Below are 12264 nucleotides of genomic sequence, written 5' to 3' on the forward strand. Positions count from 1 at the left end.
GTAAGGAATCAGGAAATTTTTGATGATTTTATCATTGTGTTTAATTCCTAATGTATAGTTCATATTGTAATGCACGATATTGAGCTTAAACTGTTTTATTTCATGCTATTCCCATAGGTCTATTGTCACTTCTTTCATCTCAACTACAAAAGGGTCCCAGTTTTCAGTAAGCCATGTTTGTGACTCAATAATTCTTTCGTTTGCTAATTCTCTAGCTTGATTAAATAATTGTGTTTCTGTAGCAGTTTGTGGACCTTGACGGCTGCTTATGTATTGATTTGCTAATCCTATACGATTCATTACAGTGACTTCAGGATTACGAGTAATTCCCTGACGTTTATCAGGTGTACCAAAATACTTATTCTGCTCAAGTTCAATACCTTTTATAATAGAATCGGTTCTTTTGATGTGATCTTTGTATGCTTTTTTATCCTTATCCTTCATCAACTTAAGGAAGGTTTGGGCTTTCTTTTTATTTTCGGCCAGTTGCTCAGTGATTCCAGATACGGTAATCGATAGGGCTTCTAATCTTTTTTGTGCATCATATTTAGACGTCATGTCTGCCATGCTCAGTTCATCAATCCTAGGATCTTCTTTAATAGTAATACTTGTTTCACTTTTAGTATTTCCATATTCTAATACGGCTCTATAGGTACCTGGTAATACACGGACACCACTAGGTTCCCTTTTTGAAGTATTAACTTTTCTTGATGGTCGATCAGCACCTTTTTCTCTCATTCTCCAGCTCCAGGTCTGTATACCTTTTTCTTTAGGAGTTTTGCTCGATAACGTGCGTATTAATTGTTCATCATCATAGATTTTTAAATAGATTGAATCTGATTTTACGGTATCGTTTTTTGCTTTTAATTCTTTGTCAAAGAAATATTTAAATTTTGCACCACTACCACGGTTTTCTCCATGGAACATCGCGTCTGCGCCAAATCTACTTCCAGTAGGTTGTTGATATCTAGCAAAGTATGCAGTAGGTGGCTGGTATAGAGCAATAGGTTGTTGAGGTTGCGCTTTCGCGAAAGCAACAAAAGGGGCAAGATCATCTAAAACCCAAGCCGCACGACCAAATGTACCTATCACCAGATCATTCTCGCGCTCTTGAATAGCAAGGTCTTTCACAGAAACGGTAGGGAAACCATTAGTGTATTTTACCCAATCATCGCCAGCGTTAATACTTACGTATAGACCATCATCAGTACCCAAAAACATCAAATTGTTCTCTTCTGGATGTTCAATGATACATAAGGCGTAGCTTTCTACATCATCACTATCTACAATTCTAGTCCAACTTTTACCATAGTTAGTCGTACGATATGCATAGGCCTCAAAGTTGAATCTACGATAATCATTTGCCACGAGTAGGGCATGACCTTTTTTAGTTTTTGAGGCTTTTATTTGAGTAATCCAGCTGCCTTGTGGTAGACCTTTTAGACCTTTTGAAATATCATCCCAACTATCACCACCATTTTTTGTGATGTGTACTCGGCCATCGTCTGATCCTGTGTACAGAACATCACGTTCTACAGCACTAGGTTCTATGACTAGTATAGTTGTATGATTCTCTGCTCCAGTAGCATCCATGGTTAATCCACCAGATTCTGATTGTTTTTGCTTCTCAGGATCATTAGTTGTTAAGTCTGGAGAAATCACTTTCCACGTCAGTCCTTTATCTGTAGATTTATGAACAAACTGACTACCGAAGTATAAGGTAGCGCTATCAAACGGATCCATGTTGATGGCAGCATTCCAGTTAAAACGTAATTGTACATCTGGATCTGGATGTGTAGGTCTAACACTATAGTTATTACCGGTTTGCCAGTCATAACGGCTTACATATCCTTGCTGACTCATAGAATAACCGAATCTACTATTATCTGGATCTGGAACGACATCAAATCCGTCACCAAAGCTGATTTCTTGCCAGTAACTATTTCTGATACCTTGCGCACGCCATGAGTATGCCGGTCCACGCCAGCTACCATTATCTTGCATACCACCATAAACGTTATAAGGCACTTCATTATCTACATTAATATGATAGAATTGTGCCACAGGTAGATTCCCTATAAATCGCCATGTCTTACCACGATCGCGTGTGATGTTTAAACCTCCATCATTTCCATCGATCATAAATTTACCGTTAGTAGGATGGATGTACCAAGCGTGGTGATCTGGATGGACACCATTATCTGCATTATAAGCAGGCATCAGTTGTTTAAAGCTTTTTCCACCATCTTCAGAGACGTTTATGTATGTGAAAACAGAGTACACACGATTCTCGTTTTGTGAATCCACATATATTTCAGAATAATAGAAAGGTCTATTACCAATATCACTTTTATCATTGATCTTTTTCCACTTAAAACCACCATCTGTGGATTTGTACAATGCATTTTTCTTTGCCTCTACTAGTGCATAAACAACATTAGGCTCGCTAGGAGCAATGGCAACACCTATACGACCTAGTTCACCTTTAGGCAATCCATCTTCATCGGTAATTTTTTTCCAGTTTTCTCCACCATCATGGGTCATATACAATCCAGATCCTTCACCACCAGATTTAAAAAACCATGGATCACGTTTGTGTTCCCACATGGCAGCAATTAATTTATTAGGATTTGTAGGGTCCATTACTAGATCTGCCGCACCAGACTTATCGTTGGTGTAAAGAATTTTTTTCCATGTTTTTCCACCATCAGTGGTTTTAAAAACACCACGTTCTGGATGAATTCCCCATGGTGAACCTATCGCAGCGGCATAAACGACATCTGGATTAGTTGGGTCAATAATGACTCTATGAATGTTACGGGTTTTTTCAAGTCCCATAGATTTCCATGATTTACCACCATCGAGTGACTTGTATATACCATATCCACCGTTCAAAGAGTTACGTGGATTTCCCTCACCAGTTCCTACCCATATCACACTAGGATTGGATTGTTGTATGGCTACAGCACCTATAGAAGCAGTAACTTCATCTTCAAAAATAGGTTCCCAGGTCACGCCACCGTTTTGTGAACTCCACAGTCCTCCACTAGCTGTACCTGCATAAATGATATCTGGATTATCGTGTACCACATCTATAGACGTCACACGACCAGACATACCGCCGGGACCTATGTTGCGAGGTTCTAGATTTTTAACTAATTCTAAATCAAGTTTTTGAGAAAATGCGAAGCTGGAAATCAAGCAAACGCATAAGAGTAGAGTTCTTTTCATGGTAAAAATTATAGAACTCTAAAGATAAGTCATGAAACCGCTTTCGCGAAAGCGTGTTAACAAAGCATTTGGATTCCGTTAACTATTTGAAGAAACTATAAATTCAAAAACAGACTGTGCCCTTCTAACGGCACCTTCCATATAACCTGCGTATTGAGAAGCAGTTTCAGTACCGGAAATGATTAGTTTATTGTTAAAGTACAAATGATTATATACTGAATGGCCATTGTTTTGATGAGGTGATAATAAATAATGACTTTGCGCCCGAGTGAATTTTTCTTGAGCCCAACATTGTTCCTCATAAGAAATGAAATCTAGAGCTTCTTTACCTAAAAAGTCCTCTAATTGACTTAAAATCATTTTTTTGCGCTGCGATGATGATAAATCTGTAAGCGCTGGTTTCATAAATCCAGCAAGTGCAAAACGATTTTCATTATCATTCGTATGATCATATAGTTCTGTAAATGAACCTACATTGCTGAAACAAGAACCGGAAAGGCCTTTCTCTTTCCAGAACGGTTTATGGTAAGAAAGCCCAAATTTTATAGAGTCTGCCATCCATGTGTGTGTGTTATTTGCAATGTTCACTAAAGAGTCTGGAAGGTCAGGAGTAAACTCAATATTGTTAACTAGCAATCTTGGCGGAATGGTTGAAACAACCAAATCAGCTTGGTAAGTAGACTTTGAAGTCCTTACATCCATTTGATGAACATTTTCTTCAAGGTTTAATACCGGTTCATTAAGTTTTAAATCTATAGAACTCAATACGGAGGAAAGTTTTTTAATGATAGAGTTTGTGCCACCAGCCATTCGATAACTGGGTTCTTGGTTTTCTGGCAGTTGAAATAGTTGTGGTGGCTGGCTAGCCATGGATTGATAATAAGCGTTACCAGTCGCAAATTGTTGATGTATAGGTATCTCTAGTTCTTTAAGGAGATTGAGAAGATTGGTGTTTTGGTTCCATAACCATGCTGGACCTAAATCGATAGGAGTTTCACCTGACGTATTTTTAGTAAGAATGCGTCCTCCTAAACGATTTCTTGCTTCAATTACCGTGATTTGATAATTAGAGTTTCTAAGCAAGTAAGCCAGTGTAAGTCCGCATAATCCAGCTCCTAGGATGATGATATTTTTGTTTTTCATAAAAGACAAAGCAAGGTCTTAATAATTCTATTAAAACCTTGCTTAAATGTATTTAGAATATTTTAATTTCTTCCAGCTCGTACACCACCATCAGTATCCCAAATCGCTCCAGTTACCCAAGATGCTTTATCAGACAATAAGAATGTAATCGTATTAGATACGTCTTGTGCGGTACCATTTCTACCTATAGGATGAAAGGCATTGAAACCTTCAAGTGCCTTTGCTGCTTCATCAGATCCACCGAAAACGCCATCGTAAACTGGTGTATGAACGACAGCTGGTGATACTGCATTAACACGTATGTTATGATCTGCAAGTTCCATCGCAAGATGTTGTGTTAAGGAATGTAAACCAGCTTTTTGCATAGAATAAGCACTTGAAGGTGTTGCTTTTACGGCTTGCTTTGCCCACATAGCGCCTATATTAACAATGGATCCACCTTGAGTTTCTTTCATTTTATTTGCAACGGCTTGTGTAATAAAAAAGAATCCACGGTTTAAATCTTGATAAGAATCATAATCTGCTATAGTATGATCTAAGAATGGTTTAGGTCCAAAGATACCAGAAGCATTTACCAGATAATCCACGTTGTCTAATGTGTTTATCGAGTTTCTAAAGTTCTCTACTTCAGATTTGTTAGTAATGTCTACTTGATGTTTGAATAGATTGGGAACATCTGCTACTTTATCTGTATTACGACCTACAATATGAACCTGAGCTCCTTGTTGTAATAAATCTTGAGCAGTAGCATTTCCTATTCCACTGGTTCCACCTATTATGATGGCTACTTTGTTTTTAAATTCTGACATAATAAAAGTTTAATAAAGACAGAACAGTCTGTCTCTTTTAGATTAAAAAAAGGGTTAAATAATTTTGTTACATAATTGTTTTGAAGAATTGATAGGCCATACATCCTTATGTAAATGACTTTCTGAAACTGCTGCTTCATATAAGAGGTACACTTGTTTTGCCATCATAAAACTTTCTTGAACGTTAATATCTTGAATGTTGTCAATAATTAGCTGCTCAATAAATCGTATGAAATCTCTTTTTTGGGTTTGAATCTCGGCTAAAATAATCTTGTTATCTCGAGGGATTTCAGCAACGGTTTTGATACACCAGCAACCGTTAAAATCCTGATCTTCAAAAAAGAGTTCCAAAAATTCAAAAAGAGCAAGGACTCTACCTTTACCAAGTTCTTTTGATAAACAAAAGGCCTCAATTTGTTTTATAAATGAATTGTTTTTGTGTTGTAGGTAAGCTACACAAATATCTTCTTTAGATTTGAAATGATTATATAATGTGGCTTTTGCCACGCCAGAAGTTGAGATAATCTCATTGATACCAGTAAGATTATATCCATTGCGATAGAACAGCTGCGAGGCTGTTTCAATAATGTGCTGTTTAATTTCTGATCGTTTCACGATGCAAATATAGAAAACATTTATAAAAACAGACAAGTCTGTCTATTTTTTATTTTCAATCACCTTAGTCTTAGAAAATATATCGTGAAAACCGTCTTTCATAAAAGCAAAAGAGAAGGCTTCTAAAGGAATAAAACGACAAGCCGTTCTCATTAATAATTCGGTAATACTAGGCTTTTGGTCTTTTTCTGAAACGACAATGGTACCAGTCACAATTTTACCTAGTGTTTTATTCCAAAAGAATTCTTGGATAAAATAATACAGAAATAGTATAATAGAACCTATAATACGCTGGTAATTGGACCAATTATACTTAATACTATCAGAGCCAAAATTCGAAAGAATAACATGTATTAAACTAATCAAAACTACAAAACTGAAAAAGTCAACGATAAAGTTAATAAGCCTTAATCGTATCGATGCTCTGTTGTCAATTACTTTTTCTTTTTTAGAAATTCTGAAATAAGTGTCTCTATCATTAATATATAGATAGATGTCAAGACCTCGCTTTTCTGCAATAAGTTGCGCTTGCTTTATGTCAGCTAATTTGTGAGAATCTTTGTCATCGGTGATGATGTTTAGGATCTCTAGGTCAGATAAGGATTCCAATATTATTGTGAAATAAGGTAATCACCTAATTCTGTTTCTTTCCACATCTCTTGACTGAAAGGTTTTAGCTCCATACTGCCGCTTAACTCGTCATATTGGATGCTAGATTTATTAAAACTAGGTCTTCCATTTGCCATAATGTCTTGAAGACATGCCGCTAGTAGTGGTTCATTTATATCACCTAAAACTCCTAGGTTTTCAAAATCCTCACGCAATGCTATATCAGGAGCAAGGCCATTAAAGTAATCTGTAAATCCAGCGCTGTTGATACTTTTTAATACTAGTGGCTGTAATGCATATCTATGAGCAGGATTTGCACCAGATCTACCAAAATCGCTACTGTCATATAAGGTAATACTTGCTTGAAATTTACCTGCGGTATCATCACCTACTTGAATAACATCTACATAAGGTTCTAAAGCGGCAATAACTAACTCACTAGCACTAGCGCTGCTACCAGTTGTAATGACATGAACTTTAGAAAGTCCTAGAGTATTTAAAGCTGTGCCAGCATTAGTAGTTGTTTTAAAGAAATTAGTCAAACGATCTGGTTGATTGTTTTCAAAAAATTCTTGCACATCAGGATTCCATTCTTCTGTCGAAAAAACGTCTGTCGTAGGTTGTCCTGCTATAAGGCTTCCTAAGATGATGGAAGTATTTACAGATCCACCACCATTATATCTTAAATCTAATACCAGATGAGTTACTCCTGCAGATTGTAAAGTCCCAAATGCATCATTTAATTGTTCATCAAAATTTGACGTAAAGCTATTATACATTAAGTATCCTATTTTTTGTGAACCTTGATCTATAATGGCAGTTCTGAAAACAGGATTTTCAGTTATGGATGTTTTATCTAAGGTGATTGTCATTCCATTACTAGTAGCAACACCAGCATTTAAATCTGCTAGTCCTATGGTATATGAATCTTGTCCTAACAATACACTAAAGTTATCACGTGTTAATTGAATTCCATCTATTTGATTAAATATCATTCCACGTGCAACACCTTGTGTACTAGCACTCGAGTTGGGTAGAACATAACGTACATAACCCCATACATTAGAAGCGCTACCTGTTTCACCTACCAGACCGAATTCCATACCGTTATTAAGCGTGGTACCAGCAAATAATTGTTCTAATGCTATATAGTCACTTACAATAACGCTGAATCGGTCTGTAAGGGATCTATCAAAAACTAATGATTCAAAAAAGGCCTCTGGTGTATCATAAATACTGTGAAACTCTTCTAATTCTGGAACAGTCGCAAAACGATCGTCTGCCAGTTCTGGAACATCTGGTTTATATAAATAAAAAGCATTCATACCTCTGTAAACAAAGTTTTTTATTGAAGTAGAAGAAGCAAAATTATCGTCGTTATCCTTAAAACAACTTACGGTAATTAAAACGGTAAGGCATAATAGGATTATATTTTTATAAGATTTCATCATTATTAGTGCTTATAATTAAGGTTTAAAGGTAATTGTATTCTAGATAATGATCTAGTCACCACAATTATCATTGTAGAATTCTATAGCTTCAGGAATTCTTTTCTTTTTCATTTTTCCATCTTCGAGTTTAGAAACGAGCTCTGGACAGTCTTTCAACATTTTAAGATGTCTCTTTTTAAGTTTAGTCCCTATTCTCACAAAACGATCGTCTATGACCATAAAGTATATTGTGTACGGCTCTTGATCTACATAAACAGGTTGTAAGTTAGTACCAGGTCCAAAACCTATACTAGAAGTGCCGCCTTGCATGTATAACCCGTATAACATGATTTTTCCACTTTCAATCTCTAGATAAAGTGATGGTGGATCAGTACGATTAGTCCTTACATACCTGTATTTTAATCCATCAATATCAAAACCTATGATGTGCTTATGGTCATAGACTACGGTTTCATCTTCTTCATTTTCTTTAAATTTCACACTGTCATTTGCTCGTGTTTTAATGAAACCAGCCTTACTAGTGTTATTATTAAAGATAATGATGCCTTCTTGATACTGCGCTTTTAACGAAATACTACACAGTAAAAAAAATGCGAAAAGAATAATATTTTTCATGAAAACATTTTCGGATTTAGAACTCAAAGATAACGAGCAGTTATCACACTTACATAACGTATTATTCTTTTATTTAGTTTGATTTTTCAGGATTCGCTTTCGCGAAAGCGAACCCATAATACCCATTGAATCTTTATTAAAGGATGATATTTGAAAAAAAATAAAGGATCTTGTAACAATAAAAGAACATGCTCGTCATGGTAGTATAACCAACACAATGAACCAACAAAAATTCATAGCTGTTTTTAAAGAAGTACAACACAAAATGTACTTTTTATCAAAACGCTTGCTTACCTCGCATGAAGAGGCAGCAGACGCTGTGCAAGAAGTAATGGCAAAGTTATGGGAGAAAAGAGACACTCTAGAAGAGGTGAAAAATAAAGAGGCATATGCCATGCAAATGGTAAAAAACTTTTCTCTAGATCGCTTGAAGAGTAAACAGGCTGGGCATTTAAGAATTGTACATAGCAATTATGAAGATGACCATCGCAATGCTCAAGAAGAGATGGAACGCAAGGCAAAAGTCACAATGGTACAGAATGTGATTAATACCTTACCAGAGCAGTATAAAGTGGTGCTGCAACTGCGAGATATACAGCAATATGACTTTGAAGCCATAGAGCGCATATTAGATATGAAAGCCACCGCAGTAAGAGTCACTTTAAGTCGAGCCCGTAAAATGCTCAAAGAAAAAATTGAAGAACAGTATCAAATAGACATCGCATGAACGAACTATTACATAAATATTGGGAAGGACAATCCAGTCTGGAAGAAGAGCAAAAGCTCATAGCTTACTTTAATAGTGAGGCTGTAGCTCCAGAACATGAGGTCTACCGCAGCATCTTTAACGCCTTTGAAGAAGAAAGCGTGATGAAAGAGGAAATAGATTTTGATGCTTTTGCAAAACTTGCACCAGAAGAAAAACCTAAAGATCACTCAAAAATCAGAGTGCTTAAAGGATTAGGTATTGCCGCAGGATTTGCTGCGTTGATAGCTGTAGGTTCTAATTACATAGGAACGACTGAAACTAACACGGATTTGGGAACCTATGAAGATCCTAAAGAGGCGTATCACGCAACGGTAGAAGCTTTACAGTTGGTGTCTACTAAGTTTAATAATGGACGTAAAAATTTAAAACCACTAAGTGAAATTAATAATAAGACAGAGAAAGTCTTTAAAACTAAATAATTAAAATCAAGAATCTCTTAAAATAAAAAACATGAAAAATTTAATTTACATAACAGCTTTCTTGCTTACCAGTGGTATAGCAATGGCACAAAACTTCAGCGCACTAGATAATCTTAAAAACACATCAGAGACTGTTGTGACCGATGAGATGTTTGCATTAATTGCAGGAGTAGATATCGATAGTGATGATAAAGAATTCAACGAGATTAAAAAAATTATTGATAATCTTAAGGAATTACGCATTTATGCTACAGATAACCCTACTAGTGCTGCAACCTTAAATTCATTTGCTCAAAAGTATATCGCAAATAATAACCTTGTGAAATTAATGCATGTTAAAGAAGATGGACAGATGTTCTCTTTTCACATGCGCAAAGGTAGTAATGATAAAAAAGTACGTGATCTAGTCATGTTGATTAATGGCTCTGGTGATAATGATGATAAAGACACCGTATTTCTTATTATATCTGGTGATATTGACTTAAACCAGATTTCAAAGCTTACTAAAATGATGAATGTTCCAGGTCAGAAGCAAATAGAAGACGCTACAAACTAATCATTTATCTATACCTGATAAGCCAGATAGTTGACCAGTATCTGGCTTAATTTTAAAACCATTAAAACATACCATTATGAATAATCTTATTATACGAGTCCTAGCACTAGGAATTACCTTAATCCTGTTTCTTACCTCATGTAGTTCTGACCCAAGTCTACAACAATACTTTGTGGATAGTCAGGAAAAGCAAGGCTTTATCACAACAACCATCCCTAAAAGTATACTAGGATTAGATGTTTCTCAAATGAGTGATAAATCACAAGAGGCTTATAATTCAATCGATAAGGTAAATTTACTTTATTATCCAATTGATAAGCAAAATACAGCCGCTTTTGAAAAAGAAAATACACAACTTAATGCGATTTTAAAAAGCGATGATTTTAAAACTTTAATGACTCACAAGTCTGATGGTGTCAATATGCGTTTTTTATATGACGGTTCTAGTGAGAGTATTGATGAAATGATTATTTACGGTTCTTCTCCAGAAATGGGATTAGGTGTCGCTAGAGTATTAGGTGATGATATGAAACTGGGTTCTATTATGAAAATGATGGAAGAAATGAAGGATGTAAATCTAGACCAGACAGGTATCAATAATATTCTTAAAGACATAGGTGTAGATTTAAATGAAGAAGGAGAAATCGATGAAGAAGCCGTTAAAAAGATTATGGCTTCAAAAGGTATGGATACTACTAATTTGCATATCGACATGAATAGTAAAGAGTAAGAGAAAGTAAATTTGTTTAAAAACCGCTATAGTTTCTATGGCGGTTTTTTTGTGTTTAAAAGTGAATATTTTTAAATATAACAAATTGCAAGAATCGGTTTATATTTGCACGCCTTTTAAGATAGTGATGATGGTTTATCTCGCTTTCGCAAAAGCGCAATAACAACAAACATTACAACACATGAAAGCAGGAATAGTAGGATTACCTAACGTGGGAAAATCTACCCTTTTTAACTGTCTGTCTAACGCCAAAGCGCAAAGTGCAAACTTTCCGTTCTGTACCATAGAACCTAATGTAGGTGTGGTAAATGTACCGGATCCTAGATTAAAAAAGTTAGAAGAGCTAGTTAATCCAGAACGTGTGATTCCAGCAACTGTAGAGATTGTGGATATCGCTGGACTAGTTAAAGGAGCAAGTAAAGGAGAAGGATTAGGGAATCAGTTTTTAGGTAATATACGTGAGACAGATGCTATTATTCACGTTTTACGTTGTTTTGATAATGATAATATTATACACGTAGATGGTAAAATAAACCCTATAAGTGATAAAGAAACTATCGATATAGAGTTGCAGTTAAAAGATCTAGAAACAGTAGATAAAAAACTAGAAAAAGTAAAGCGCGCAGCTCGCACAGGTAATAAAGAAGCTCAAAAAGAAGAAGAGGCTTTAATGAAAGTTAAAGATGCTTTAGAAGCTGGTAAATCTGTACGTACGATAGAATTTGATGAAGCTATTCATGATGAGTTTATCAAGCCATTACAGTTTATCACAGATAAGCCTGTATTGTATTTATGTAATGTTGATGACGCATCTGCAGTGACAGGTAATGCATATGTTGATCAGGTACGTGAAATGGTAAAAGATGAAAATGCTGAAGTACTCGTTCTAGCTGTAGGAACAGAAGCAGATATTGCTGAACTAGACGATTATGAAGAACGCGAGATGTTTCTAGCCGATATAGGTCTAGAAGAAGCAGGAAGTGCAAAGTTGATACGTAGTGCTTATAAATTACTGAATCAGCAAACTTATTTTACGGCTGGAGTAAAAGAAGTGAGAGCATGGACCGTAAAAATAGGAGCAACAGGACCACAGGCTGCTGGTGTCATCCACACAGACTTTGAAAAAGGATTTATACGTGCAGAGGTAATCAAGTATGACACCTTTGTAGAATATGGGTCGGAAGCAAAAGTAAAAGAAGCAGGAAAGCTTAAGATAGAAGGTAAGGATTACATCGTGCAAGATGGTGATGTAATGCACTTCTTGTTTAATGTTTAAAAAGTTAAATATAGAGGTTTAACTCGAAATATAATTGATAA

The 12264-nt window shown here is 35.7% G+C and carries 12 protein-coding genes; 5 read left to right on the plus strand and 7 right to left on the minus strand.

The window, feature by feature from the left end; all coding sequences use genetic code 11:
• Positions 1-105 precede the first annotated feature (105 nt).
• The 7 genes from R1T42_RS02705 to R1T42_RS02735 all read right to left on the minus strand — a co-directional run bounded on the left by R1T42_RS02705 (position 106) and on the right by R1T42_RS02735 (position 8473).
• Positions 106-3231, minus strand: a complete 3126-nt coding sequence (locus R1T42_RS02705) for a WD40/YVTN/BNR-like repeat-containing protein (protein WP_317291200.1) — start codon at positions 3229-3231, stop codon at positions 106-108.
• A gap of 78 nt (positions 3232-3309) precedes the next feature.
• Positions 3310-4374 carry a flavin monoamine oxidase family protein gene (locus R1T42_RS02710; protein ID WP_317291201.1) on the minus strand — a complete coding sequence of 355 codons (1065 nt, stop codon included), beginning with the start codon at positions 4372-4374 and terminating at the stop codon, positions 3310-3312.
• 62 nt (positions 4375-4436) lie between these two features.
• Positions 4437-5183, minus strand: coding sequence for an SDR family NAD(P)-dependent oxidoreductase (locus tag R1T42_RS02715; protein WP_006797005.1), 747 nt, complete (start codon positions 5181-5183; stop codon positions 4437-4439).
• 54 nt (positions 5184-5237) lie between these two features.
• Positions 5238-5798, minus strand: coding sequence for a TetR/AcrR family transcriptional regulator (locus tag R1T42_RS02720; protein WP_317291202.1), 561 nt, complete (start codon positions 5796-5798; stop codon positions 5238-5240).
• A gap of 42 nt (positions 5799-5840) precedes the next feature.
• A complete protein-coding gene (locus R1T42_RS02725) occupies positions 5841-6407 on the minus strand; it encodes an RDD family protein (protein ID WP_317291203.1) in 567 nt (188 codons plus the stop codon).
• Positions 6408-6409: 2 nt separating this feature from the next.
• On the minus strand, positions 6410-7858 hold the full coding sequence (locus tag R1T42_RS02730) for a S41 family peptidase (protein ID WP_317291204.1): 1449 nt from the start codon (positions 7856-7858) through the stop codon (positions 6410-6412).
• A gap of 51 nt (positions 7859-7909) precedes the next feature.
• Positions 7910-8473: a hypothetical protein gene (locus R1T42_RS02735; RefSeq protein WP_317291205.1), complete on the minus strand. Its 564-nt coding sequence runs from the start codon at positions 8471-8473 to the stop codon at positions 7910-7912.
• A gap of 217 nt (positions 8474-8690) precedes the next feature.
• Between R1T42_RS02735 and R1T42_RS02740 the strand changes: the two genes are divergently transcribed.
• The 5 genes from R1T42_RS02740 to ychF all read left to right on the plus strand — a co-directional run bounded on the left by R1T42_RS02740 (position 8691) and on the right by ychF (position 12223).
• Positions 8691-9200: an RNA polymerase sigma factor gene (locus R1T42_RS02740; protein ID WP_042248801.1), complete on the plus strand. Its 510-nt coding sequence runs from the start codon at positions 8691-8693 to the stop codon at positions 9198-9200.
• The gene (locus R1T42_RS02745) at positions 9197-9661 is read left to right on the plus strand and encodes a hypothetical protein (protein ID WP_317291206.1); all 465 of its coding nucleotides are present in this window, start codon (positions 9197-9199) and stop codon (positions 9659-9661) included. Before R1T42_RS02740 ends, R1T42_RS02745 begins: the two co-directional genes overlap by 4 nt.
• 31 nt (positions 9662-9692) lie before the next feature.
• Positions 9693-10217, plus strand: a complete 525-nt coding sequence (locus R1T42_RS02750) for a DUF4252 domain-containing protein (RefSeq protein WP_036580804.1) — start codon at positions 9693-9695, stop codon at positions 10215-10217.
• A gap of 76 nt (positions 10218-10293) precedes the next feature.
• Complete coding sequence (locus tag R1T42_RS02755; RefSeq protein WP_317291207.1) at positions 10294-10947, plus strand: DUF4252 domain-containing protein; 654 nt, start codon at positions 10294-10296, stop codon at positions 10945-10947.
• A 181-nt stretch (positions 10948-11128) separates the two neighbouring features.
• Positions 11129-12223 carry a redox-regulated ATPase YchF gene (ychF, locus tag R1T42_RS02760; protein ID WP_036580798.1) on the plus strand — a complete coding sequence of 365 codons (1095 nt, stop codon included), beginning with the start codon at positions 11129-11131 and terminating at the stop codon, positions 12221-12223.
• The last annotated feature ends 41 nt before the right edge of the window (positions 12224-12264 follow it).

It is taken from the genome of Nonlabens ulvanivorans, assembly GCF_032922765.1.
GTDB lineage: Bacteria > Bacteroidota > Bacteroidia > Flavobacteriales > Flavobacteriaceae > Nonlabens > Nonlabens ulvanivorans.

What these genes read in the sequence shown, in the direction of transcription:
- R1T42_RS02705 (WP_317291200.1), bottom strand. Translation starts at nt 3,231, where the DNA reads ATGAAAAGAACTCTACTCTTATGCGTTTGCTTGATTTCCAGCTTCGCA.
- R1T42_RS02710 (WP_317291201.1), bottom strand. Translation starts at nt 4,374, where the DNA reads ATGAAAAACAAAAATATCATCATCCTAGGAGCTGGATTATGCGGACTT.
- R1T42_RS02715 (WP_006797005.1), bottom strand. Translation starts at nt 5,183, where the DNA reads ATGTCAGAATTTAAAAACAAAGTAGCCATCATAATAGGTGGAACCAGT.
- R1T42_RS02730 (WP_317291204.1), bottom strand. Translation starts at nt 7,858, where the DNA reads ATGATGAAATCTTATAAAAATATAATCCTATTATGCCTTACCGTTTTA.
- R1T42_RS02735 (WP_317291205.1), bottom strand. Translation starts at nt 8,473, where the DNA reads ATGAAAAATATTATTCTTTTCGCATTTTTTTTACTGTGTAGTATTTCG.
- R1T42_RS02740 (WP_042248801.1), top strand. Translation starts at nt 8,691, where the DNA reads ATGAACCAACAAAAATTCATAGCTGTTTTTAAAGAAGTACAACACAAA.
- R1T42_RS02745 (WP_317291206.1), top strand. Translation starts at nt 9,197, where the DNA reads ATGAACGAACTATTACATAAATATTGGGAAGGACAATCCAGTCTGGAA.
- R1T42_RS02750 (WP_036580804.1), top strand. Translation starts at nt 9,693, where the DNA reads ATGAAAAATTTAATTTACATAACAGCTTTCTTGCTTACCAGTGGTATA.
- R1T42_RS02755 (WP_317291207.1), top strand. Translation starts at nt 10,294, where the DNA reads ATGAATAATCTTATTATACGAGTCCTAGCACTAGGAATTACCTTAATC.
- ychF (WP_036580798.1), top strand. Translation starts at nt 11,129, where the DNA reads ATGAAAGCAGGAATAGTAGGATTACCTAACGTGGGAAAATCTACCCTT.